This is a genomic window from Streptomyces sp. NBC_00094 (assembly GCF_026343125.1).
GTDB lineage: Bacteria > Actinomycetota > Actinomycetes > Streptomycetales > Streptomycetaceae > Streptomyces.
Genome location: NZ_JAPEMB010000001.1, coordinates 7,555,809 through 7,579,161 on the forward strand (window position 1 = coordinate 7,555,809; position 23,353 = coordinate 7,579,161).

Below are 23,353 nucleotides of genomic sequence, written 5' to 3' on the forward strand. Positions count from 1 at the left end.
ACGACGTATGTCCACAGTCCTCGCCGTCGCCGCCGCTTTCTCGTGCCTCGGCGCGTCCGCGGCGAACGCCGTCGCCCCGGCCGGCCCGCTCGGCCCGCCGATCAACCCGATCAGCGAGCTCGACTCCCTCGCCACGACCGGCATTCCCGAGGAGTCCCGTGAACAGTTCCCCGGGATCGCCGGTCAGCTCGGCGGGCTCAACCAGGTGCACCAACTGAACCAGCTGCACCAGCTCACCGACCAGGCCGCGCCGGTCACCGGCCTGCTGCCCGAGATCTCCTGACCGACCCCTCGCAGGGCGGCGCGACCGGACTCCCCTCGCGCCGCCCCCGAACCGGTACACGGCGATCCACCCTCCCGGCGCAACCTCCCGAGCCGCCGGTGGGGCACACGTGCAGGAGGCTCGGGGGAGTCCCGCGGCCACGGCCCGGGGCAGCCTGCCGGACGCCGCCGCCATCCGGGCAGCTCCCCACCGGGTTCTCCCGGTCCGGCGGACAAAGCGATGGCCGTCCGCCCGGCAGTCCTGACACGATCCGGGTGTGACCACGTTGTTCCTGATGGTCGGCCTGCCAGGGGCCGGCAAGACCACGAGGGCTCGGCAGCTCGCCGAGGAGCACGGCGCGCTGCGCCTGACGCCCGACGACTGGATGATTCCCCTGTTCGGTGAGGCGGACCCGGACGGGAAGCGCGACGTACTGGAGGGGCGCATGCTCTGGCTCGCCCTGGAGGCGGTCAGGCTGGGCACCGACGTCGTGGTGGACTACGGCTGTTGGTCCCGGGACGAACGGTCCGCGATCCGCCGGCTGGCGGAGGCCGAGGGCGCGTGCTTCCGGATGGTCTACCTGCCGGTGGACGTCGAGACCCAACGCACCCGGATCGCCCATCGCAGGGCGACCACCCCCGAGGAGACGCTCCCGATCACCGAGGCTGACATCCTGCAAGGGCGTGCGTACTTCGAGGAGCCCGACGCGGCGGAGCTGGAAGGTTGCGGGGCCGTCGCCCCGCCCCCCGGCTGGGCGGGCTGGCGGGAGTGGGCCGCCGACCGGTGGCCGTCGTTCGCGTGACTGTTCCGGCCCGGCACGGAGTGGCCGGGCTCCGGAGGCAGGGCCTCGGTCAGCCGGCTTCCGGCAGGGACTGCATCGCCTTGCTCGCCCGCTTCTCCATCTCCTCCTCCGAGACGTCCTCCACGTGCGTGGCCAGGCTCCAGCGGTGGCCGAAGGGGTCTTCGAGCTGGCCGGTGCGGTCTCCGTAGAACTCGTCCTTGACCGGCGACAGCTCCTTCGCGCCCCGGGCCAGGGCCTTGGCGAAGACGGCGTCGACGTCCTCCACGTAGACGTGCAGGGTGACGGGTGTGCCGCCGACCGCCTTGGGTGAGCGGAACCCCATGTCGGGGAACTCGTCCGCGAGCATCACGACCGAGTTGCCGAGGGTCAGCTCGGCGTGGCCGATCGTGCCGCCGGGCGCCGGCATCCGCATGCGTTCGACCGCGCCGAGCACCGACACGTAGAAGTCGATCGCGGCCGCGGCTCCGTCGACGCAGAGGTACGGCGTGACGCGCGGGTATCCCTCGGGAATGGGCTGGACAGCCACGGTCTCCCACCTTTCCGGAACGGTGACGGTCTCGGGCGCCGTCGCCTGTGACCATGGATAGCCCGAACCCTCGTCGGAACAGTCGACGCCGCGCGACGGCCTGCGCGGGTTCCATCGAAGGGCTGCGGTCCACACCGTCCGTACGGCGGCCCGCCGGTCGAGGCGGCGCGCGAGGCCGGCGCGGCCGGCGCGCGAGACCGTTCCGGATTGGGGCTGTCCGAAGTCTTGTCGGGGTGATCCGTTCTCTCTAATGTGAACCTTCAAATCCCGGGAATGCCATGCACCGGGCTTCATGAGGGGCATATTTTGAACGATCAAATTCATCCACGGGCACCCGAGGCCGCCGCCCCCGCGGCTCCCGGTTCGACCCCCGTCCGTGGTCCGATGCCGGGATACCTGGACCACGCCAGGATCGGCCCGCTCTCCCGCCAGGCGGCCGACGCGATCGCCACGGCGGCCGCGCTGGCCACCCGCGCGGCCCCCGCCGACCTCGACCGGCTCTTCGCGCTGAGCGACGCCGCGCGGGCCTCGGCGGCCCGGCTCCTCGACGCCCGGCCGCACGAGATCGCGCTCTCCCCGTCCACCAGCAACGGTCTGTTCACCGTGGCCGCCGGACTCCAGGGACCCGGCACCGTCCTGGTGCCCCGCGGCGAGTTCCCCGCCAACGTCTACCCGTGGCTCCGGTTCGCCGGCCGTGGCGGCCCGGACGTCCGTCTCCTCGACGCGGACGGGAAGCGGCACATCACTCCCGACCTGCTGCGCCGGAACCTCACCCCCGACGTCACCGCGCTCACGGTCAGCGCCGTCGACTCCCTCACCGGACACGTCGCACCGCTCGCGGCCCTCAAGGAGGTCCTCGGTCCCGACCGCCTCCTGATCGTCGACGCCATCCAGGGGCTCGGCGCCGTCCCGCTCGCGGCGGACGCCGCCGACGTCCTGGTCAGCGGCGGTCAGAAGTGGCTACGGGCAGGCTGGGGCGCCGCGCTGCTCCTGATCCGCGACCGGTGCGCCGAGCGCGTGGCCCCCGGCCTCGGCGGCTGGGCCGGTGTCACGGAGCCCTTCGCGGCACGGCATCCGGCGCCGCCGCTGTCCGGGGCCGCCGCCCACCTCGCGACCAACCCGGACTTCCCGGCCGCCGCGGCCATCGGCGCGGCCGTCGACGCCCTCCTCGACCAGGGCGGCCCGGCCGCCGTGGGCGCCAGAATCAGGGCCACCCTCGCCGAGTTGCTCGACCGGGCGCGGCAGGCCGGCGCCGACGTCCTGCTGGACGGGCTCGGCCACCAGGAGCGCGCCGGCATCGGCACCTTCCGGCTCCCCGGTCACGACCCCGTGACCGTTCACCGCACTCTCGAAGCGGCCGGTGTGATCACCACGCGCCGCGACGAGTGGATCCGCCTCTCTCCCCACGCCTCCACCCCGGCCCTCGCCGTGGACCTGTTCGCGGAGGCACTGCACACCCTCACCCACTCCACCCGGACCAGCGCCGACGACAGCACCAGCAGCGCAGCCACCAACCCTCGTACGCACGACACCCAGGAGCCGACATGTCCCACCAGCTGAGCCGCCGACAGATCCTCCACCTCGCCACCGCCACCGCCGCCGGACTCGGCCTGACCGCCTGTGGCGGCAGCGGCAGCGGCGGTACGGGCGGTGCCGACGACGGTGCCGACGGCGACAGCGGCAAGATCACCGTCTGGAGCTGGACCACCGCGGCCGAGGCCCTGCGCGGCGTCGTCCCCTCCTTCGAGCGGGACAACCCCGGAATCACGGTCGACGTCCAGGACCTCGGCAACCCCGCCATCTGGGACAAGATCACCGTCGGCCTCGCCTCGGGAGGCAAGGGCCTCGCCGACGTCATGCACATCGGTGTCGACTACCTGCCCGGCTACATGGAGAAGTTCCCGCAGGGCCTCGCCGACCTGTCCAAGCTCGGCGCCGACCGGCACAAGGACGCCTTCGTCAACGGCCTGTGGCCGACCGTCATAGGCAAGGACAGAGCCGTCCACGCCCTCCCGTGGGAGGTGAACCCGCTCGGCCTGTTCTACCGCCACGACTACTTCGAGAAGGCCGACGTCGACCCCGCCTCGATCGCCAGCTGGGACGACCTCATCGCCGCGGGACCGAAGATCCGCGCCGCCACCGGTGCCCAGCTCCTCGGCCTCGACAAGCCCGGCACGACCCAGGACATGGACTTCTTCCAGAACCTGATGCAGCTTCAGGGCGCCTTCTACTTCGACGCCGAGGGCAAGGTCACCCTCGCCTCCGACGAGGCCGTCCAGGCCCTCACCGTCATCAAGCGGCTCAACGACGCCGGCCTGCTCGCCGACACCGCCGGCCAGGGCACCTGGAAGCGCCTCGTGGGCCAGGGCAAGCTCGCCACCGTCCCGTACCCCGCCTGGGCGATCGAGTACCTGGCGACCAAGTTCCCCGCCCAGAGCGGCAAGTGGCGCGTCATCCAGCCGCCGGCCGCCGTGCCCGGGGGAGGCCGCAGCGCCATCGTCAACTCCACCTTCCTGACCGTCTCCGCCACCAGCAAGCGCCGCAAGGCCGCCTGGCGATTCGTCGAGTACGCGCTCACCAAGCCGGCCGAGATCAACCGGATGTTCGCCTCCGGCGGCGTCTTCCCCGCCCTCAAGGGTGCTTACGCCGACCCGAAGTTCAGCGCGCCCCACCCCTTCTACGGTGGCCAGAAGGTGCTGCGGTCCTTCGTCGACTCGCTCGAATCCGGCGCCGGCGCGACCAACTTCACCGGCGACTACAGCCGCGCCCTCAAGCTCGCCAGTGACGCCCAGAGCCAGGTGCTGATCAAGGGCGCCGACCCGGCCGAGGCACTCAAGGCCGCGGCCAAGCAGCTCGCCCAGCAGACCGGTCGGCAGCAGGCGGCCTGATCATGTCCCTCGCCCCGTCCGAACGCGCTCCCGCCTCCGGGACCGCGACCGCCACCGCGACCGGCACTCCCGCCGGTCGCGGCACCCCCCGGCGCACCGACCGTGCCCGCCCGGGCCGACGCCGCCTGCTGACGCGGGAGTCCGTCCCGTACCTGCTGATCATGCCCGCCGTCCTGGGCTTCGCGATCTTCAAGGCGTACCCGATCGCCGCCTCGTTCTGGATCAGCCTCACCACCGGAAACGGCGACGCCCGGCAGTTCACCGGGCTCGCCAACTACCGGCGCCTCCTCGACGACCCGCTGTTCTGGACGGCGCTGAAGAACACCGCGCTGATCCTCGTCGTCCAGGTCCCGCTCATGCTCGGCCTCGCCCTGCTCGTCGCGCTCGGCCTCAACTCCACCAAGGTCTGGCTGCGCCCGCTCTGGCGACTCGGCGTCTTCGTGCCGTCGCTGACCGGTCTCGTCGCCGCCGGCGTGATGTTCTCCGTGATCCTCAACCGCGACGCCGGCCTGCTGAACTGGGTCCTCTCGCTCTTCGGCGTCGACCGGGTGAACTGGCTCGGCAGCACCTTCTGGGCCCGCGTCGGCGTCGTCCTCGTCATCACCTGGCACTACACCGGCTACAACGCGGTGATGTACCTCGCCGGCCTCCAGGGCATCCCCAAGGAGCTGTACGAGGCCGCCATGGTCGACGGCGCCGGACCGATCCGCCGGTTCGTCTCCATCACGCTGCCCCAGCTGCGGCCGATCCTCCTCCTCACCGTGGTGCTCTCCACCATCGGCACCCTGCAGCTCTTCGACGAGCCGTACGTCCTCACCGGCGGCGGCCCCGACAACGCCACCCTCACGGTCACCATGTACCTCTACAACAACGGCTTCAAGTACTTCGACTTCGGCTACGCCTCGGCCCTCGCCTACGCGCTCGCGCTGATCGTGTCCGTCCTCGGCATCCTGCAGGTCCGCCTGATGGGAGAACGCCGATGAAGACGCGAGGCCCCCTGCTCACCCTGCTGCTCGCGGGCGCCTTCGGGCTCTGCGTCGGCCCCTTCTACTGGCTCGCCATGGCCGCCACCCAGGACGACAAGGACGTCTTCTCCTGGCCGCCGAAGCTGCTCCCCGGCGGCCACCTCATGGACAACCTCCAAGGGCTCCAGGAGTCGATCGGACTCACCCGCGTCCTCCTCAACACCATCCTGGTGGCCGGACTCCAGACCGTCGGCGCGGTCGTCGTCTCCGTCCTCGCCGGCTACGCCTTCGCCAAGTTCGACTTCCGCGGACGCAACCTGTTCTTCGTCCTGCTGCTCAGCACCCTGGTCATCCCCGACACGGTGATGCTGATCCCGATCTTCCAGATGATGATGGACCTGGGCCTGATCGACTCCTACGAGTCCGTCATCCTGCCCGGCCTGGTCACCCCGTTCGGCATCTTCCTGATGCGGCAGGCCCTGCGGTCCATGCCCGACGAACTCCTCGACGCCGCCCGCGTCGACGGCGCCGGCGAACTGCGGGTGCTGTGGAAGATCGTCATCCCGGTCAACCGGCCGATCATCGCGGCGCTCGCGCTGTTCGTCTTCCTCGGCGGCTGGAACCAGTTCGTCTGGCCGCTGATCGCGCTGCGCAGCCCCGAGATGTACACACTGCCCGTCGCCACCGCCACCCTGCAGGGCCTGTCGACGACCAACTACGCCCAGGTCCTGCTCGCCAGCGCCATCGCCGCCATCCCCGTGATGGCCCTCTTCCTCGTCCTGCAACGCCAGTTCATCTCCGGCCTGCTGGCCGGGGCCACCAAGGAGTGACCACCGTGACCACCGCACCACCGAACGCCACTCCCGAGGACGCGGAGGGCGACACCGCTCCGCAGCCGCCCGTCCCCGCCTGGCGTCCCAACGCGGCGGCCGAGGACGTCCCCGGCACCGTCGTCCACCGGCAGCTCCCCACCGGTCTGCTCCACTCCACCGGCACCCCGCTCACCGTCCATCTCACCGGGCTCGGCGGCGACGCGTGGGAGTCCACCGTCACCCAGGTCGACCACGGGGTGGTCCTGATCGAGGTCACCGCGACGGACGCGGTCACCCTCCGCGCCGAATGGCGCGTCCCCTGCGTCGGGGCCACCGCCTACTGGACTCCGGACACCAACGCCTCCCACTGGCTGCCGCAGTCCTGGATCGTCCCCCGGACCGTGTCGCTGGCCCTGGGCGCCCCCGTCGCCAGCCTGGTCGGCACCCAGGACCGCGCCCTGTGCACCGCCGCCGCGGGCGAGACGGCCGCGCCGGTACGCGTCGGCGCCGGCGTGGTGGAGGAGAGCGGCGAGTTCGCCTTCACCGTCGAGCAGGAACTCACCCCGGACGGGGCGCCGTTGCGGCTGCGCATCGACCTCAGCGGCCGCCACTTCGCCACCACCCTGCAGGCCGTCAGCGACTGGTGGGGCGAGGGACAGCGGCATCCCGGCGTCGCCCCCGCCGCGCGGATGCCCGCGTACTCCACGTGGTACAGCCTCCACCAGAACGTCGACGCCGCCGTCGTCGAACGCCAGGCCGCCCTCTCCGCCGACCTCGGCATCGAGAGCATCATCGTCGACGACGGCTGGCAGACCGCCGACCGCACCCGCGGCTACGGCCACTGCGGCGACTGGGAGCCCAACACGGCGGCCTTCCCCGACCTCGCGGCACACGTCGCCGAGGTCCACCGGCTCGGTCTCGCCTACCTCCTCTGGTACGCGGTGCCCTTCATCGGCCGGCACAACGACGCCTGGGACCGCTTCAAGGGCATGACCCTGCGCGAGGTGTCGCAGCTGGACGCGGCGGTGCTCGACCCCCGCCACCCCGAGGTCCGCTCCTACCTGATCGAGAAGATCTCCCGCGCCGTCGAGGAGTGGGACATGGACGGGGTGAAGCTCGACTTCATCGACCTCTTCGCCGTCGCCGACGTGCCGCCCGCGCCCGCCGGCGCGGACCACGACACCGTCCACGAAGGCGTACGCCGGCTCCTCGCGGACCTCGACGCCCGACTGCGCCGCACCCGGCCCGACGTGATCGTCGAGCACCGCCAGCCGTACGTCAGCCCCGGCCTCCGGCCGTACGCCACGATGGTCCGCACCGTCGACTGCCCGCTCAGCCTCGCCGAGAACCGCCAGCGCATCGTCGACTGCCGGCTCACCGCCGGCCCGCTCGCCGTCCACGCCGACATGATCATGTGGAACGCCGCCGAGACGCCCGAGTCCGTCGCCGTCCACCTCGTCAACGCCCTGTTCTCGGTGCCGCAGATCTCCGTCGACCTCACCACCCAGACCCCCGGACAGCTCGCCACCCTGCGCTTCTGGCTCGGTGTCTTCCGCCGGTACGCCGACGTCCTCCAGCTCGGCTCCCTGGAGCCCGCGCGCCCGGACCTCGGCTACCCCCTGGTCCGCGCCGGCGACGGCCGCACCACCGTGGTCGCCCGCTACGCGCCGCTGCCCGTCGCCCTCCCGGACCGGGACGCATCCGCCGGTCAGGAGACCGTGCTCGTCGCCAACGCGGACGCCGACCCCGTCGTGCTCCTGACGACCACGCGGCCGGAGCAGGCCCTCGCCCGCGTCCAGGACTGTCGTGGTGAGATCCTGTCCGAGACCGTTCTCGACCTCGTCGCCGGGGTGAACCCGGTGACCGTGCCGACCGGTGGCCTGCTCACCTTGACCCGCGAGCACTGACCCACGGGGGGCTGGGGGCGGCCGCCCGCCGCCCGCAGCCCGCCGACCACCGCACACAGAGGAACGATGACCGCTCGACAGGTGACCATCGAGGACGTCGCACGGACGGCGGGCGTCTCCCGCCAGACCGTCTCGAACGCCCTCAACGCCCCCCACCGGCTGCGCGCCACCACCCTCGCCCGGGTCACCGCCGCCATCGACGAACTCGGTTACCAGCCCGACCAGTCCGCCCGCAGCCTGCGCACCGGCACCCGCAAGGTCATCGGCTACCCCGCGCCCGCCGACAACCCCGCCGACCCCAACCCCCTGATGGGCGGCTTCCTCCAGGCGCTGGTGAGCGCCGCCGACGCCGTCGGCCACCGCATCCTGCTCTTCCGCTGCGACCCCGAGCAGGGCGCCGGAGCGGTCGCCAAGTCCTTCAACGGCCTGATCGCGGCCCGCCAGGTCGACGGGTTCGTCCTCTCCGACGTCATCCACGACGACCCCCGGGTCGAGGTGCTCGCCGAGGCCGGATTCCCCTTCGCCGCCTTCGGCCGCACCGCCCCCGGCCGCCCGCAGAACTGGGTCGACATCGACTCGGCCGCCGCGACCGCCGCCCTGGTCCGTCTCCTGCTCGACCAGGGCCACCGCCGGATCTGCTACGTCAACTCCGCGGCCTCCCTGCCCTGGCTCGCCGACCGCAGGGCAGGCCTGCTGCAGGCCGCGGCCGCCGCGCCCGACGGCGCCTTCGAGGTCGGCGTCCCCGACGACGACCCGGCCGCGCTCTCCCACGCCGTGCAGCGCCTGCTCGCAGGACCCGACCGGCCGACGGCCCTGGTCTGCGCGAACGACTGGCTCGCCCTGACCGCGTACCAGGCCGTCCGCGCGGCGGGCCTCACCGTCGGCGCCGACGTGGCCGTCACCGGCTTCAACGACATGCCGCTCTGTACGGTGCTCCAGCCCGCCCTCACCAGCGTGCGCCTGCCGCTGTCCGGCATCGCCCACGCGCTCGTGGACCGGCTGATCGCCGCCGTGGAGGACCCGGCCGCCGCCCCGTCGAGCGGGCTGCTGCTTCCGGCGGAGCCGGTCGTACGGGACAGCACGCCCGGGCGGTAGGCGCCTGCCCCGGGGGATGGGGGAAGGTCCTCCTCGGGAACGCCCTCCTCCGGAAGGCCCTACTCGGGCGTGGTCCGGCCGGTGGGGACGCGGTAGAACGCGGCGGCGTTGTCCCACAGCACGGCGTCGAGGTGCTCCTCGCCGACGGTTCCGGCGACCAGGGCGAGGTCGTCGTCCGCGAACGGGCGGCGGGCACGGGTGGAGGGCAGATCGGTGCCGGCCATGAGGGCGGTGGGGTCGGTCCTCATGATCGCGGCCATGGCCTCGGCGGGATCGAGGTCGACACGGCCGAAGCCGGTGGCCTTGACCTTGACGCCCCGCTCGACCAGGGCCAGCAGCGGGGGGAGTCCGTCCCGGTGCAGGCCGAGGTGGTCGACGGCGACGGCGGGCAGCGCGGCCAGGGTGGAGGCCAGCTCGGGCAGGTCTCGGGCGTCGACGTAGAGCTCGGCGTGCCAGCCGGCGACATCGTGGACGCGGCGGGCGAGACGGTCCAGCTGGTCGAGCGTGGCCGAGCCGCCGCGGCGCACGTTGAAGCGCACCGCGCGGACCCCCGCGGCGTCGAGACGGGTGATCTCCTCGTCCGTCACGCCGGCCGGCACCTGGGTGACGCCGACGAAGGAGGGGCCGAGCGCGGCCAGGGCGGCACACAGGTAGCCCTGGTCGAACCCCTGGAAGGAACCCGAGACCACCGCGCCGCCACGGACGCGCAGGCCGGCGACGCGCTCGCGGTACTGCGCCACCGTGAAGGCGGGCGGCAGATAGCCGTCGTTCTCGACCAGCGGGAAGCGTGGGTCGACGATGTGCAGGTGGGCGTCGAAGAGCGGACGTGGCAGAGGTACACGCTCGTTCACGTGGGGGACTCCTCGGTGGTCGGGGCTCCGGCCCGCCCGGTCCGTCGGTCGAGCTTCCTGAACGGAGGATTCCCGCTGACCAGCGTTTTGACACGAATTCGTACGGAAGTCGCCGAGTGGGGGGAGACTGGGAACGGGGCACGGGAGGAGGCATCCGATGGAAGAGGTCCGACTCTCGGCGCGCGAGCGGCGCGCCCTCGCGGAGATCGAGGAACAGCTGGACCGGGACGAGCCGCTCGCGGAGCGACTGCGCACGATGCGTAACGGCCCGGGTCTCTCCGCGCCGTCGCTCTCCGGAGGGCGACGGCGACTGCCCGTGCTCGGGGTCGCCGTGCTCGGCGTCATGGCTCTCGCGCTGCTCGTCCTCGCCGTGGCCACCGAGGTACCGGCGCTGATCTGGGCCTTCGCGGCCGTGTGGGTCCTGACCCTGGTCGGCCTGCTGGGCCTGGTCGTGCGCTGGTCGCGGCGCCGGGCGCGCAACGGCCCCGCCCGGGAGCCGTGACCCCGATTGACCAGGGAGACGGCCGCTCCGGCTCCCCTCGCCGGAGGCTTCTTTCCGAGGCGTACGGCATCGCCCCCGCCGGTCGGCCGATACGGCCCGTGCGCGGCGGCGGAGTCAACTAAGTTACCGACGTGGAACAGTTGACCTCCGAAGACCCGACCTCCCTGGGCGCCTACCGCCTCATCGCCCGCCTGGGAGCGGGCGGCATGGGCCTCGTGTACCTGGGACGCTCCGAAGCGGGGCGTACCGTCGCCGTGAAGGTGGTGCAGGCCGAGCACGCCCAACACCCCGAGTTCCGGCGTCGGTTCGCGCGCGAAGTGGCTGCGGCCCGCCGGGTCGGCGGGGAGTGGACCGCGGCCGTACTGGACGCCGACACCGAGGCGCCGGTGCCGTGGGTCGCGACCCAGTACATTCCCGGGCCCGACCTGACCACCGTGGTCGCCGAGGACTTCGGGCCGCTGCCCGAGCACTCGGTCCGCACCCTCGCCCACCGGCTCGCGGCCGCCCTGCGGTCCGTGCACGGCGCGGGCCTGATCCACCGGGACCTGAAGCCGTCCAACGTCCTCGTGACGGTCGACGGGCCCCGTGTGATCGACTTCGGCATCGCCCGGGCCATGGACACCCTCGCCGGCGACAGCCTGCACACCCGCACCGGGATGCTGATCGGCTCCCCGGGCTTCATGTCGCCCGAGCAGGTGCGAGGTCTCGAACTCACCCCGGCCAGCGACGTGTTCTGCCTGGGCGCGGTCCTCGTGTACGCCGCCACCGGACGTCTCCTCTTCGGCGCCACGGAGACGGGGCTGAACGCGCACCTCTTCCGGATCGCGGAGGAGGAGCCGGACCTCACCGGTGTACCGGAGTCGCTCGTCGACCTCGTCCGCGCGTGCCTGGACAAGGACCCGGCGCGGCGGCCCACCCCCGCCGAGATCGCCGACCGTACGGAGGCGGAGCGGCCGGGGGAGTGGCTGCCGGGCTCCGTGCTCGCCCAACTCGGGCGCCGTTCCGCCCAGTTGCTGGACTTCGCCCCGGATCCGCGGGTCGTGGCGGTGGATCCGAGGATCCCCTCGCAGGTCCCGCCTCAACTCCAGCCCCAGGCCGCCGAGTCCCGGGCCGGCGCCCACAACCAGCCGTTCCCTCCCTCGCCCGCCTATGTGCCGACGACTCCGGTCGGCAGCCCCGCGGCCCCGGCGGGCTTCGGACCGGCCGACGCCGTCGGACCCGGAGCCTGGACGCCTCCCGCGTTCCCTCCCGAGGTACCGGAGCCGTCCCCGAAGCGGTGGTGGGGACTGGCGGCGGCCGTGGCGGCGCAGCTGCTCGTCGTGATCGGCGGGTCGATCACGACGGCGGCCGCACCGGTCCTCGCGGCCGACCTGCATCTCGCCGACGACGCGTTCAGGCTGATGTTCCTCGCCTACGGACTGGCCTTCGGCGGCCTGCTGCTCCTCAGTGGGCACATCACCGACCTCCTGGGCCGCAAGAGGACGGTGCTCGTCGCACTGCTCGGCTTCGCCGTGGCCGCCGCGCTCGGCGGCTCGGCGACCGTCACCGCCGTGCTCGTCACGGCCCAGGCCCTGCAGGGCGCGTTCGCCGCGCTGCTCTCGGCGGCGGCCCTGGCGCTGGTGGCCGGCGGGTTCACCGAACCCAAGGAACGCGCCCGGGCCTTCGGGGCCTACGCCGTGCTCGTCGGCGGCGAGATGGCGATCGGCGCGTTCGCGAGCGGCTGGCTGGTCGAGTTCCTGACCTGGCGCCTGTGCCTCTACGCCCTCGTCCCGCTCGCGGGCGTCGTGGCCCTCGTGGCGAGCCGCCTGCCGAGCGACAGCGCGCCCCGTACCCCCGCGGGCGGTGACGTGCCGGGCGTGCTGCTCGGCACCGGTGGGCTGGCCGCCCTCATCTACGGCCTCGACAAGGCCACCGTGGTCGAGGGCTCCGACGGCCCCCTGCCCGGCGGCTGGTCCGACCCGCTGACCCTGGTCCTCCTCGTGGGCGGCACCACGCTGCTCGTGGCCTTCGCGTGGTGGCAGACCCGGGCGCGTACCCCGCTCGTCCCCGCGTACGTCCTCAAGGACCGTCAGCGCGTCGGCTCGCTCCTCGCCCTCGCCCTCGCCGTCACGGGCATGTTCATGCTGTTCCTGATCCTGTACCGCTACCTTCCGGGCGTCCTCGGCCTCGGGTACGGACCGGGCGCGACGGGCCTGGCTCTGCTGCCCGTGGCGGGAGCGGTCCTGATCGGCTCCACCCAGATCGCCGCGCGCCTCCAGTACCGGGTGGCCCCCCGTCTGCTGATCGTGCCGGGCCTGGTGCTCGCGGCGGCGGGCCCCGCGCTGATGACCCGGATCGACGGCGTCACCTCGTACGCCGGCGTCGTCCTGCCCGGCACGATCCTCCTGGGCCTCGGTCTCGGACTGGCCTTCGCGCCGCTGATCGCCACCGTGACGGGGACGACGACCCCGGAGCGGCCGGGAGGGATCGCGGCGCTGGTCCTCGTCGCCCAGAGCCTGGGCGGCTGGATCGCCTCGCCGCTCCTCGGCGGCGTGCTCGCCTGGACGATCTCGGACCGGCTCGGCGAGGTGGCGGGCATGCCGGAGGAGCTGGTCGACGCGTACAGGAACGGCGCCCTGCTCGGCGGGCAGGGCCTCCCGGAGTCGATGGCCGACATGGTCGCGCAGGCGGACGCCGCGGTGCTCGGCGCCTACTCCGCCGCCCTGTGGTGGGCGGCCGGGCTGATGCTGCTCGCGAGCCTCCTGGCGGGTCTCCTGGTCACGGACCGGGCGCCCGAACGGCGCTGAGCGCGAGCCGCACCGGCGCCGTGGTGGCGTGGGGGGTCACCCGACGGGGTGGCCCCCGCTGTCCGTGCGGTCGGCCTGGCTGGAGAACTTGTTGAGGAAGACGTCGTACCGGCCGTCGGGGCGCTGGGTGACCGTCGCGCCGTCCTGCCAGATCCCGTTCTCCGGCCACCACTGCGAGCCTTCCGGATCGCCCTGGTTCTGATGGACGTTGTGCATCCCGAGGTCGCCTTCGGGGTCGTCGGTGAACGGCTCGCCGAAGATGAGGACGCGCTGCCCGGGAGCCAGGACGGTCTCCAGCGCGGCGGCCGCGTCGACGTTGGAACCCGTGTGCCACGGCCGTGAGCCGAGCAGGTCGAGGAGCTCCTGCAGCCAGGACGGCGGACGGCGCCGGAACAGGACGCCGGTGCGGTCCGTGAGCTCCGGATGGCGCAGATAGTCCATCGCGCCGGAGTCGGGCGTGGAGTCCAGGTCGTGATAGCCGGGGGCGAGGGCCGCGGCCGGGCCGAGCGCTCCGGCGTCCACGGTGAAGCTCTTCCACTGCACACCCACGTTGGACTTGTGGCTGTCGACGTCGATGGCGCAGTGGTACCGCCCGGCGGGCGCGTCCACCTCCAGGTTGACGTGGAACCAGCGACCCTGGGTGTCCGGCTGGTCGCGGTAGTGGCGGTGGAGGGTTCCCGAGAGGACGCCGTAGTAGTCGAAGGGCATACCGCCAGTGAAGCACCCTCCGTCACCATCCGCATCGGGAACGTGACGTGGAGTAATCGTGCGGATGTGCGCCCGCACGCCGCTGACCACGGGAAACGCGGGTGAACGGCACCCCGGAGGCCTGGTAGATTGATCTCTGTCGCCGCGGACATCACTCCGCGTCACGACACACACCTGGTCCAAGTGGCGGAATGGCAGACGCGCTAGCTTGAGGTGCTAGTGCCCTTTATCGGGCGTGGGGGTTCAAGTCCCCCCTTGGACACGGGATATCCCTCCGCCCGGACAGGCCACGGCCTGTCCGGGCGGAGGAGCATCCGGACCGGGTCAGGCCAGGAACACCGGCAGGTCGAACAGGTCGTTCTGGGTGACCACCGGCTTGTTCCGCAGCTCCTCGCGCGGCACCGCCAGCCGGAGCGCGGGGAAGCGCTCGTACAGCGCGGGCAGCGCCACCGACGCCTCCAGCCGGGACAGCGCGGCCCCCGGGCACACGTGCGGACCGTGACCGAAGGCGATGTGCCGGTTCGACTCACGGGTCACGTCGAACTCGCCCGCCGTCGGACCGTGCTGCGCCTCGTCCCGGCCGATGGCGCCGAACGACACGATCAGACCGTCCCCCTTGGGCAGGATCCGGTCGCCGACCTCGATGTCCTCGGCCGCGAACCGGATCAGGACGTGCGAGGTGGGCGTCGACCAGCGCAGGGTCTCCTCGATCACGTCCTCCCACGACACCTCGCCCTTCAGCACGAGTGCGCGCTGCTCGGGATGGGTCTCCAGGGCGACGACCGCGTTGACGATCAGGCTGATCGTCGTCTCGTGGCCGGCGGCCACCATCAGCTGGAGGGTGTTGGTGATCTCCTCCGTGCTGAGCCGGTCGCCGCCCTCCGACGCCTCGATCAGCGCGCTGGTGAGGTCGTCGCCGGGCTGCGCGGTCCTGGCCGCCACGATCCCCGAGAAGAGGGCACCGAGGTCGGCCATCATCTGCGGCACCTCCTCGGGCGGGGTCTGCGTCGAGAAGAACTTGTCGAAGAGCGCCTTCATCCGCGGGTGGTCCGCCTGGTCGACACCCATCAGGTCGCTGACCACGTTCATCGGCAGCGGGTACGCGAACTCCGCCTTCAGGTCCACCACCTCGTCCGCCGACCGCTCCGCGAGCCGGTCCAGGCTCTCCGTCGTGAGGGCCTCGATGCGCGAGCGCAGCCGCTCCACCCGGCGCGCGGTCAGCGCCTGCGCGACCAGCGTGCGCAGCCGCCGGTGCTCCTCGCCGTCGACGGTCAGCATGGACTTGCCGGGGTTGACCAGGCCGATCAGCGGCCAGTCCAGGGGTATCTCGCCGCGCTGCCAGGCGCCCCACACGTCGATGTCCTTGACCAGGCGCGCGTCCGTGAGCAGCTTCCGCGCCTCGGCGTGGCGGGTGACGGCCCAGACGGGCACGCCGCCGGGCAGGACGACGCGGGTCAGCGGGCCCGCCTCGCGCAGCCGGGCGCTCTCGCCGTCGAGGTCGGCGACGAAGGGGTCGAGGACGATGACGTCGGTGCCGGGCGTGGCGGTGTGGTCGTACGGGCAGCTCATGCGGAAGCTCCAAGGGCGGGAGTCGGGGTGTAGGTCACGGGGAGCGCGGTGAGGCCTCGCAGCCAGGGGGACGGGCGGCGGGTGAGCGCGTCCTCCGCGACCGCGAGATCCATGTCCGGGAGTCGGTCGAGCAGGACCTCGATGCCCGTCCGGGCGATGGTCTCGGCGACTTCCTGGGCGGGGAAGGGGCAGCGGTGTTCGCCGTGCCCGAAGGAGAGGTGGGCGTTGTTGCCGCCGGTGAGCGCACCGGAGTCGGCCCGTACGTGCGGGTCGGAGTTGGCGGCGGCCAGGCCCAGCAGCAGGAGGTCGCCGCGGCCGATCCGGCGTCCGCCGAGATGGGTGTCGCGGGAGGCCCACCGGCCGGCGACGTTCTGGGTGGGGGTGTCCTCCCACAGGACCTCGTTCATCGCCTCGCCGACGCTGTGCCGGCCACCCGAGAGGGAGGCCGCGAACCGGTCGTCGGTGAGCATGAGCCGCAGCGAGTTGCCGATCCAGTCGGCGGTGGGCTGGTGGCCGGCCGCCATCATCACCATGAGGTCCTGGGCGACCTCCTCGACCGTGAACCCGGCGGTGTTGGCGATCATGTGCGAGGCGACGTCGTCGCCGGGCGTCGCGGCCTTGGCGGCGAGCAGCGCGAACATGGACTCGGCCAGGTGGCGCTGGCCCTCCAGGGCCCCTTCCTGACCGTTGATCATGTCGTTCATGGCGGTCACCAGGGCCGGACCCTGCTCGTCGGCGAAGCCGTAGATGCCGGCGAGGACGCGGACCGGCAGCAGCATCGCGTACTCGGCGATGATGTCGCAGGCGCCCTTGCCGCAGAGCGCGTCGATGAGTTCGTCGGCGAAGCGTTCGGCCCGTTCCTTCAGGGCGAAGGGGTCGACGGCTTCGAGCGCGTCGCAGATGACCCCGGCGCGCTCGCGGTGCCGCTCGCCCACGGTGTAGAGGATCGAGGGCTGCTTGCGGCCGATCATGGGCAGCAGCGGCCAGTCCGCCGGGATGGCGTCCCACTGGTTCCACAGCTCGGAGTCGCGCGAGAACAGGACCGGGTCGCTGGTGACCTGGTGCAGCTCGCGGTAGCCGAGGACCAGCCAGGCGGGGACGTCGCCGTCGAGCACGACCGGGGCGACGGCGCCGTGTTCGCGCCGTATCCGGCGGTACAGCTCGACGGGATCGGTCTGGAACAGGGGGCCGCTCAGCGGGATGGGCCGGTACTCGGGATGGGTCACTGGGTGGGCTCCGGGATCGGCTGCGGGTGCGGCTGCGGGTTCGACGGCGGGATCGGCCGCGGGTCCTTGGCGACGACGGTCTGCAGGTGCTCGACGAGCGAGATGAGGACCTGCTTGCTGGACTCGCGCGACCGGGCGTCGCAGAAGACCAGCGGGACGTCGTCGGCGAGGTCGAGGGCCTCGCGGACCTGGGCGGGGGAGTGGGTGGGGCCGCCGAAGTCGTTGCAGGCGACGACGAACGGGGTGCCGTGGTGCTCCAGCCGGTCGACGGCGTACCAGGAGTCGGCGAGCCGGCGGGTGTCGACGAGGACGACGGCACCGAGCGTTCCCGAGAAGAGCCGGTCCCACAGGAACCAGAACCTCTCCTGGCCGGGGGCACCGAACAGGTACAGGACGTTGCGCGCGTCGAGCGAGATCCGGCCGAAGTCGAACGCCACGGTGGTGGCCGTCTTCGTGGCGACGCCGCCGGTGTCGTCGATGTCCTCGCCGGCCTGCGTCATCGTCTCCTCGGTGTTCAGCGGACGGATCTCGCTGACCGAGCGGACGAGGGTGGTCTTGCCGACTCCGAACCCGCCGACGACGACGATCTTCAGTCCGTTGTCGGCGGTGCTGTGCAGGGTCTGGCGCTGTTCAGAGGCTACGGAGTCCAACGAGCACCTGCTCCAGGATGTCGTGATCGGGAAGGCGGTACGTGGGCCGGGGATGGCGGGCGCTGATCCGGCCGGTGTCGTGCAGGTCGGCCAGGAGGATCCGCGTGATGGAGACCGGCAGGCCGAGCCCGGCCGCCACCTCCACCACGGCCATGGGGAACCGGCACATGCGCAGGATCGCGGCGTGCTCGGACTGCATGCCGGGGACCGGGTCGCTCTCGGAGACCACGAGCGTCACCACGTCGAAGGCGGTGGAGCCGGCACGGCTGCGACCGCCGGTGACCGTGTAGAGGCGGTCGGGGGAATCGTCCCTGCCCGGCCTGGCGCGGCTCATCCCCGGGGCCTGGCGACGAGGTGTTCACCCAACTGCTCGACCAGCTCCGTCATGTTGTGGCCGACGAGTCCTGCGTCGGCGTCCTCGTCGGCGACGAGGGCGAGGTGGGCCCCGTCGCCGGCCTCGACGATGAAGAGGATGCCGCCGTAGAACTCGGCCATCGCCGAGCGGACCCCGCCCGTGCCGTCGCCGAACTCGACGGAGGCACCGTGCGACAGGCTCTGGATGCCCGCGGCGATAGCGGAGAGCTGGTCGGCCTGGTCGACGGACAGCCCGGCGGTACGGCAGAGCTTGAGGCCGTCGCGGGAGAGCACCAGGGCGTGACGGGTGCCCGGGGTGCGTTCCAGCAGTCCTTCCAGGAGCCAGCTGAGCTTGTCGTCGGTGGTGGTGCCGGTCATCGCGGGTTGCCTTCCGAATACGGGGGGTTCGGGGAGTACGGGGAGGTCGGGGCGTTCGGAGCGGGCGGGGACGGCACCGCGGGAGGTACGGCCGCCGGGCTCTGAGGGGCGGGCGGGACAAGAGATACGGGTGTGGCGGCCGGGCTGTCGGCGCCGGGGGTGTCGACGACCGGGCCGTGGGCGCCGGGGCTGTCGGCACCCGGGATGTCGGCGGCGCGGGGGGTGTCGGCACCCGGGATGTCGGCGGCGCGGGGGATGTCGGCACCCTGGCGGTCGGCCGTCCCGCGCACCGCCTTGTGGAAGCTGCCGAAGCGCGGCGGGGTCCCGGTGGTCCCGCCTGCCGCGCCGGTGCGCGAGGCCGCAGGGCGGGTCTCCCCGGCCGTCTCGCCGGACTTGAGCTGGGCGGCCAGGGTCTCTCCGCGGCGGCGCCGCGGCAGGATGATCCCGTCCGGGGCGGGTGCCTCGCCGTCGGCGGCGCTGGCGTGGTCGGTTCCGGGCTCACGTACCGGACGTACGGCAGGGGCGACGTCAGGGGTGGGCGCGGAAGTACGGGCGGAGGGCGCCCGGTCGGCCGCCGGAGCGGTCACGCCGCGCGCCGCCACGGGCAGCGGCGGTTCGCCGGGCGAGGCGACCGGTTCCTCGGGCGCACGGCTGATCAGCTCCTGCGGCACCATCAGCAGGGCCCCGGTGCCGCCGCGCGCCGAGGGGCGGAAGGACACGGTCAGACCGTGCTTGCGCGCCAGCCGGCCGACCACGTGCAGGCCGAGCCGGGTTCCGGAGAGACCGGCCAGGTCCTGCTTCGCCGCTCCGACGGCGGCCTCGGCGCGCCTCAGTTGCACGTCGCTCATCGCCAGGCCGCTGTCCTCGACGGTGATGACGATGCCGGCCGGGACCTCCTCGACGTAGACGTGGACCTCCGCGCTCGGCGGGGAGAAGTTCGCCGCGTTGTCGAGGAGTTCGGCCAGCGCGTGCATGATGCCCTCGGCCGCGTGGCCGGTGACGGCCGCTTCGCTGCCGGAGTGCAGCCGCACCCGCTGGTAGCCGCCGATCCGCCCCATGGCGCCGCGCAGGATCGACTCCATGACGATCGGGCGCGACCAGCGCCGGCCCGACCGGGCTCCGGTCAGGACGGCGACGGAGTCGGCGAGCCGGCCGGCCTGGGCGGTGCGGTGGTCGAGGTGGAGCAGGTCGCCGAGGACGTCCTCGTCGGCGTGCCGGTGCTCCATCTCCCGCAGGTCCGCCATCATGCTCGTGGCCAGCGCCTGCATCCGTCCGGCCGCGTTGGCGGCCGCGGCCATGGCCGCGGACCTGCCGGACTCCGCTCGCCGGACCCGGCCTTCCAGGCGTTCGAGGTCGGCCGCCCGTGCCGCGACGAGCTGTGCCGTCTCGGCCTCGTGCGCGCGGACGAGCTCGCCCGTACGTGCCGCGTGGTCGGCGGCCGAGGCGGCGACCGCCGCCGCGTGCCGCTCCTCGGCAGCGGCCGTATCGCGTTCGGCGGTGGCCTGGTACCGGCCGATGTAGGCGTCGCGCGAGGCGAGTTCGGCGGCGAGTACCTCCGTCCGCCGGGCGAGTACCCGTGCGGTGCGGGCGTACCAGGTGACGGCGAAGGCCGCGGCGGACAGGAGGAGGACGCCGCATGCGGCGAACCAGCCGAGTGCGGGGCGGACCTCGGCGGGCGCCGCTGTCGTCGCCGCCACGGCGAGCGCACCACCGGCGGCGAGTGTCAGCAGCGAGGCGATCAGGGCAGGGCGGAACGGGGTGGGCGACGCCGTCATCAACCAGACTCTCGAGAGCAGTCACACGGGGGAAGAAGGTTGAACGACGGAACTATAGAGCCGATCTTGATCGGTTCGGAACTCTCCTGAGCGGATTGGTATTCACCAGACGACAGAGTCATCCGTCGTCGCGCCCAGGAATGCCGGACATGGCGCGATCTATGTCCAACTCTCCCTGTCGCCCAGGTCAGAGCGGACGGACCACCCGGGATCACACGGCGAAAGCGGCGCCGTCCAGGGTCCAGTGGGGGTCGGGTGTGATGCCCAGGGCGGTGTAGACGTGGGCCGCGACGTCGGCGTGGTGAAGGGGCGCGGGGAGCGCGCCGACGGGCAGTCCGGGACCGCACGCGGCGATCCAGGCCGTGCGCTCCAGGTGGCTGCGTCCCCCGTGCCCGCCTTCGTCGCGGTGGCCGTGGTCCGTCACCACGATGACCGTCCACTGCTCGGCCGCGTGGCCGGGGCGACGGCGTACGGCGTCGAGGAGCCGTCCGAGCCGGCGGTCCGCGGCCTCGATCGCCGCGCGGTACTCCTTGTCGCAGCCGAGGAAGTGGGCGGTCTCGTCGACGGCGCCGAGATAGACGAAGCCGGCGTGGAGCTCCTCGTCCAGGCCGAGGAGGTGTTCCGCCTCGGCGGTCACCAGGTCGTCCACCTCTTCCCAGGCCTCGGGGGTGTCCTCGCGGGGAGCGACGTAGCGGAGCCGGGTGGGGGCGACGAAGAGCGGGCCGCCCTGCTGGGCGAGGAAGAGGGGGGCCCACCCTCCGACGGCGAAGGTGCGCCGACCGCAGTCGGCCGCGAGGCGGGTCGTGAAGTCGGGGAAGACGTCGAGCCGGTTGCCGTCCAGACGGTTGCCCCACACGCCGTGCTTGGCGACGCCGACGCCGGTGACGATGGTGGTCCAGCACGGGCCCGACATCGTGGGGGTCACGGCGTCCACCTCGACGGGGGCCAGGAAGCCCGCTCGGGCGACGCCGTCGAGGTGAGGGGTGAACAGTTCCGGGAGCAGATCGAGGCGTACGCCGTCGATGCCGATGACCAGTACGCGGGCGGTGTCCATGGGCGGGTCCAAGGTGTCGTGGGCGGAGGGGGAGGGAGGGGAGAGGGAGGGGTGGGGGCGGGCCCGGGTTCAGGGGCCGACGCGGCGGAGCCGGATGAGGCTGCTCGCGTAGTCGCCGTCGGGAAGCCGCGGGTCGATGCCCTTGCGTACCAGAACGGCCCCGCTGTGCACGCGGTTCAGTTCCGGGTCCAGGTAGAGCGCCTCGGGGTCGAGCGCCGGAAGCCGCACCGGGTCGGGCCCGTGACCGAAGCGGGTCGTGGGGCGCCACACGAGGAGCGCGTGCTCGCTGTCGTCCGGCGCCGCGTAGTGGACGGCCGTCACCGGTCCGGGCGGTGTGACGCGGTGCTGGTGTCCCCGCTGGACGAGCGGACGGATCTCCTTGTACCGGGCGACGAGTTCGGTGGCCTCCGCCAGCTCCTCCTCGGACCAGGAGGTCAGGTCACCGCCGAGACCCAGGGCACCGGCCATGGCGACATGGAAGCGGAAGCGCAGCGGAGTCCGCCGTCCGGTGGTGGTGTTGGGGCTGTCGGTGACCCACGCGGCCATCGCCTGGGCGGGGAAGAGCTGACCGAAACCGTGCTGGATGCCGATCCGGTCGACGGGATCGGTGTTGTCCGAGGTCCAGGCCTGGTCGGTGCGGGCGAGGATGCCGAGGTCGACGCGCCCGCCGCCGCCCGCGCACGCCTCGATGCGCAGCCCGGGGTGGTCGGCGCGGAGCTGATCCATGATCCGGTGGACGGCCCGCGTGTGGTCGATCCACAGGCGGTCGGGGTCCGGGTGCCCGGGCCAACCGGCCTCCGTGAAGGCCCGGTTGGCGTCCCACTTGAGCCAGTCGACGCCGTGGGTGCGGACGAGGTGGTCCAAGGTCCGCCGCGCCCACTCCTCGACCTCGGGCCGGGCGAAGTTCAGCACCAGCTGGTTGCGCAGTTCCGTCGCGTCGAGCCGGGGGGAGTGGAGGACCCAGTCGGGATGTGCCCGGTGCAACTCGCTGTCGCGGTTGACCATTTCCGGCTCCACCCACAGCCCGAAGTCCATGCCCAGGCGGTGTACCTCGTCGGCGAGCGGACGCAGCCCGCCGGGGAAGGCCTCCGGGCGCGGGGTCCAGTCGCCGAGCCCGGACCGGTCGTCGCGGCGGGTGCCGAACCAGCCGTCGTCCAGGACGAAGAGCTCGGCGCCGACGCGGGAGGCCAGCCGCGCCAGCCGGATCTGGCCGGCCTCGTCGACGTCGAACCCGGTGGCCTCCCAGGAGTTGTAGAGCACCGGCCGGTCCCGTTCGGGCTCCGGCAGCACGTGCCCGCGTATGTAGTGGTGCCAGACGCGACTGGCCGCGCCGAACCCGTGCGGAGTGTAGAGACCGGCGTACGCGGGTGTGCGCAGGCTCTGGCCCGACCGCAGCGTCCAACTGAGCCCCTCGTGACCGAATCCGCCGGTCCAGGTGGTCCTCCCGACCGGATCGCGGTGGACCGTGACGCGCCAACTCCCGCTCCAGGCGAGCGCGGTGCTCCACACCTCGCCCTGCTCCTCCGTCGCGGTTCCGTCGTCGACGGTCAGCCAGGGGCCGGCGTGGTGGCCCGTGATCCCGCGGCGGCTCGTCAACACGGTCTCGGCGACGGGCAGTCGGTCGCGCTGGAGCTGGAACTCACTGTTCCAGCCGCCGACCAGATGGCCGAGCCGGTAGTCGGACAGCGGGGGAGCGGTCCAGGATGCGGAGTCCAGCCGGTCGACGGTGATCGGCTCCGGCGGACCGTCCGGGGAACCGGTGTGCGTCAGCTCGGTCCAGCGCTCGATGACGTCCGTGTCGGCCCGCACGCGGTAGCAGAGTTCGGCCCGCAGCGGGCCGTGCCGGTCGTCGAGGCGCAGCCGCAGCTCGTCACCGTCCACGCGGTGACCGGTGAAGCGCCACTGGGCGCCCCGGGTTCCGTCGGCGAAGCGGACCTGAAGACCGGCAGGTCCGAACCTCGCCCCGGTCTGCGGCGCGAGCTCGTCGGGGGCGGCGTCGGCCTCGAAGCTGCTCGCGGCGGGCGAGACCGCCTCCGGGAGCGCGGCGAGGGTGAGGGTGTCGAGCGGGGCGCCCCAGTACAGGTGCCGGGGACTGCCGTCGGGGGCGACGCGGAGCGCGTACAGGCTGTTCGGCGTACGCAGCACAGCGAGGCCGAGGTCGGAATCGAAGGTGACGGGTGGAAGCGTGGCGAGCACGAATGGTCCCCTGACGTACTGAGGAGGAACAGAGCTACGTCCAAGGC

General features: G+C 72.7%; 21 protein-coding genes and 1 tRNA gene. 11 read left to right on the forward strand and 11 right to left on the reverse strand.

All coding sequences use genetic code 11. The features are described from left to right. Positions 1-7 precede the first annotated feature (7 nt). Positions 8-283, forward strand: coding sequence for a hypothetical protein (locus OG580_RS33380; RefSeq protein WP_267047389.1), 276 nt, complete (start codon positions 8-10; stop codon positions 281-283). 256 nt (positions 284-539) lie between these two features. Then, positions 540-1,064 carry an ATP-binding protein gene (locus OG580_RS33385; protein ID WP_267047390.1) on the forward strand — a complete coding sequence of 175 codons (525 nt, stop codon included), beginning with the start codon at positions 540-542 and terminating at the stop codon, positions 1,062-1,064. A 49-nt stretch (positions 1,065-1,113) separates the two neighbouring features. Here OG580_RS33385 and OG580_RS33390 read toward each other — a convergent pair whose 3' ends face one another. After that, positions 1,114-1,590: a VOC family protein gene (locus OG580_RS33390; RefSeq protein WP_267047391.1), complete on the reverse strand. Its 477-nt coding sequence runs from the start codon at positions 1,588-1,590 to the stop codon at positions 1,114-1,116. 384 nt (positions 1,591-1,974) lie between these two features. Here OG580_RS33390 and OG580_RS33395 point away from each other — a divergent pair, with 384 nt between their 5' ends. From OG580_RS33395 to OG580_RS33420, 6 genes are all read left to right on the forward strand, one after another. Beyond that, positions 1,975-3,150 (forward strand): aminotransferase class V-fold PLP-dependent enzyme, encoded by a 1,176-nt coding sequence (locus tag OG580_RS33395; RefSeq protein ID WP_267047392.1) that lies wholly within the window; start codon positions 1,975-1,977, stop codon positions 3,148-3,150. After that, entirely contained in the window at positions 3,135-4,478 is a 1,344-nt protein-coding gene (locus OG580_RS33400; protein ID WP_267047393.1) for an ABC transporter substrate-binding protein, read from the forward strand. Before OG580_RS33395 ends, OG580_RS33400 begins: the two co-directional genes overlap by 16 nt. A gap of 2 nt (positions 4,479-4,480) precedes the next feature. After that, positions 4,481-5,461: a carbohydrate ABC transporter permease gene (locus OG580_RS33405; protein WP_267047394.1), complete on the forward strand. Its 981-nt coding sequence runs from the start codon at positions 4,481-4,483 to the stop codon at positions 5,459-5,461. After that, positions 5,458-6,273 carry a carbohydrate ABC transporter permease gene (locus tag OG580_RS33410; protein ID WP_267047395.1) on the forward strand — a complete coding sequence of 272 codons (816 nt, stop codon included), beginning with the start codon at positions 5,458-5,460 and terminating at the stop codon, positions 6,271-6,273. The genes OG580_RS33405 and OG580_RS33410 overlap by 4 nt, the downstream gene beginning before the upstream one ends. Before the next feature lie 5 nt (positions 6,274-6,278). Further along, a complete protein-coding gene (locus OG580_RS33415; RefSeq protein ID WP_267047396.1) occupies positions 6,279-8,162 on the forward strand; it encodes a glycoside hydrolase family 36 protein in 1,884 nt (627 codons plus the stop codon). 66 nt (positions 8,163-8,228) lie between these two features. After that, on the forward strand, positions 8,229-9,257 hold the full coding sequence (locus OG580_RS33420; protein WP_267047397.1) for a LacI family DNA-binding transcriptional regulator: 1,029 nt from the start codon (positions 8,229-8,231) through the stop codon (positions 9,255-9,257). A gap of 59 nt (positions 9,258-9,316) precedes the next feature. Here OG580_RS33420 and OG580_RS33425 read toward each other — a convergent pair whose 3' ends face one another. Further along, on the reverse strand, positions 9,317-10,108 hold the full coding sequence (locus OG580_RS33425) for an amidohydrolase family protein (protein WP_267047398.1): 792 nt from the start codon (positions 10,106-10,108) through the stop codon (positions 9,317-9,319). Between the two features lie 157 nt (positions 10,109-10,265). Between OG580_RS33425 and OG580_RS33430 the strand changes: the two genes are divergently transcribed. Together OG580_RS33430 and OG580_RS33435 are read left to right on the forward strand one after the other, a co-directional pair. Then, positions 10,266-10,610: a DUF3040 domain-containing protein gene (locus OG580_RS33430; RefSeq protein ID WP_267047399.1), complete on the forward strand. Its 345-nt coding sequence runs from the start codon at positions 10,266-10,268 to the stop codon at positions 10,608-10,610. A gap of 131 nt (positions 10,611-10,741) precedes the next feature. Next, the gene (locus OG580_RS33435) at positions 10,742-13,396 is read left to right on the forward strand and encodes a bifunctional serine/threonine protein kinase/MFS transporter (RefSeq protein WP_267047400.1); all 2,655 of its coding nucleotides are present in this window, start codon (positions 10,742-10,744) and stop codon (positions 13,394-13,396) included. A 36-nt stretch (positions 13,397-13,432) separates the two neighbouring features. On the opposite strand, the gene OG580_RS33440 is transcribed toward OG580_RS33435, so the two are convergent. Next, complete coding sequence (locus tag OG580_RS33440) at positions 13,433-14,104, reverse strand: DUF2278 family protein (protein ID WP_267047401.1); 672 nt, start codon at positions 14,102-14,104, stop codon at positions 13,433-13,435. A 177-nt stretch (positions 14,105-14,281) separates the two neighbouring features. Here OG580_RS33440 and OG580_RS33445 point away from each other — a divergent pair. Next, positions 14,282-14,366, forward strand: a tRNA-Leu gene (locus tag OG580_RS33445). A gap of 62 nt (positions 14,367-14,428) precedes the next feature. Here the strand turns inward: OG580_RS33445 and OG580_RS33450 are convergent. The 8 genes from OG580_RS33450 to OG580_RS33485 all read right to left on the reverse strand — a co-directional run bounded on the left by OG580_RS33450 (position 14,429) and on the right by OG580_RS33485 (position 23,306). Further along, positions 14,429-15,673: a cytochrome P450 gene (locus OG580_RS33450; protein ID WP_267047402.1), complete on the reverse strand. Its 1,245-nt coding sequence runs from the start codon at positions 15,671-15,673 to the stop codon at positions 14,429-14,431. Then, complete coding sequence (locus tag OG580_RS33455; protein WP_267047403.1) at positions 15,670-16,899, reverse strand: cytochrome P450; 1,230 nt, start codon at positions 16,897-16,899, stop codon at positions 15,670-15,672. The genes OG580_RS33450 and OG580_RS33455 overlap by 4 nt, the downstream gene beginning before the upstream one ends. Continuing rightward, complete coding sequence (locus OG580_RS33460) at positions 16,896-17,549, reverse strand: ATP/GTP-binding protein (protein ID WP_267047404.1); 654 nt, start codon at positions 17,547-17,549, stop codon at positions 16,896-16,898. The genes OG580_RS33455 and OG580_RS33460 overlap by 4 nt, the downstream gene beginning before the upstream one ends. After that, entirely contained in the window at positions 17,530-17,883 is a 354-nt protein-coding gene (locus OG580_RS33465) for a DUF742 domain-containing protein (protein WP_267047405.1), read from the reverse strand. The genes OG580_RS33460 and OG580_RS33465 overlap by 20 nt, the downstream gene beginning before the upstream one ends. Further along, complete coding sequence (locus OG580_RS33470; protein WP_267047406.1) at positions 17,880-18,281, reverse strand: roadblock/LC7 domain-containing protein; 402 nt, start codon at positions 18,279-18,281, stop codon at positions 17,880-17,882. Before OG580_RS33470 ends, OG580_RS33465 begins: the two co-directional genes overlap by 4 nt. After that, positions 18,278-20,056 carry an ATP-binding protein gene (locus tag OG580_RS33475; protein ID WP_267047407.1) on the reverse strand — a complete coding sequence of 593 codons (1,779 nt, stop codon included), beginning with the start codon at positions 20,054-20,056 and terminating at the stop codon, positions 18,278-18,280. The genes OG580_RS33470 and OG580_RS33475 overlap by 4 nt, the downstream gene beginning before the upstream one ends. A 211-nt stretch (positions 20,057-20,267) precedes the next feature. Then, complete coding sequence (locus OG580_RS33480) at positions 20,268-21,110, reverse strand: alkaline phosphatase family protein (RefSeq protein WP_323182652.1); 843 nt, start codon at positions 21,108-21,110, stop codon at positions 20,268-20,270. Between the two features lie 69 nt (positions 21,111-21,179). Beyond that, on the reverse strand, positions 21,180-23,306 hold the full coding sequence (locus OG580_RS33485; RefSeq protein ID WP_267047408.1) for an alpha-galactosidase: 2,127 nt from the start codon (positions 23,304-23,306) through the stop codon (positions 21,180-21,182). Between the last annotated feature and the right edge of the window lie 47 nt (positions 23,307-23,353).

Coding starts and splice junctions, on each gene's coding strand:
- OG580_RS33380 (WP_267047389.1), top strand. CDS start 8: ATGTCCACAGTCCTCGCCGTCGCCGCCGCTTTCTCGTGCCTCGGCGCG.
- OG580_RS33395 (WP_267047392.1), top strand. CDS start 1,975: ATGCCGGGATACCTGGACCACGCCAGGATCGGCCCGCTCTCCCGCCAG.
- OG580_RS33400 (WP_267047393.1), top strand. CDS start 3,135: ATGTCCCACCAGCTGAGCCGCCGACAGATCCTCCACCTCGCCACCGCC.
- OG580_RS33405 (WP_267047394.1), top strand. CDS start 4,481: ATGTCCCTCGCCCCGTCCGAACGCGCTCCCGCCTCCGGGACCGCGACC.
- OG580_RS33410 (WP_267047395.1), top strand. CDS start 5,458: ATGAAGACGCGAGGCCCCCTGCTCACCCTGCTGCTCGCGGGCGCCTTC.
- OG580_RS33420 (WP_267047397.1), top strand. CDS start 8,229: ATGACCGCTCGACAGGTGACCATCGAGGACGTCGCACGGACGGCGGGC.
- OG580_RS33430 (WP_267047399.1), top strand. CDS start 10,266: ATGGAAGAGGTCCGACTCTCGGCGCGCGAGCGGCGCGCCCTCGCGGAG.
- OG580_RS33440 (WP_267047401.1), bottom strand. CDS start 14,104: ATGCCCTTCGACTACTACGGCGTCCTCTCGGGAACCCTCCACCGCCAC.
- OG580_RS33450 (WP_267047402.1), bottom strand. CDS start 15,673: ATGAGCTGCCCGTACGACCACACCGCCACGCCCGGCACCGACGTCATC.
- OG580_RS33465 (WP_267047405.1), bottom strand. CDS start 17,883: ATGAGCCGCGCCAGGCCGGGCAGGGACGATTCCCCCGACCGCCTCTAC.
- OG580_RS33470 (WP_267047406.1), bottom strand. CDS start 18,281: ATGACCGGCACCACCACCGACGACAAGCTCAGCTGGCTCCTGGAAGGA.
- OG580_RS33475 (WP_267047407.1), bottom strand. CDS start 20,056: ATGACGGCGTCGCCCACCCCGTTCCGCCCTGCCCTGATCGCCTCGCTG.
- OG580_RS33480 (WP_323182652.1), bottom strand. CDS start 21,110: ATGGACACCGCCCGCGTACTGGTCATCGGCATCGACGGCGTACGCCTC.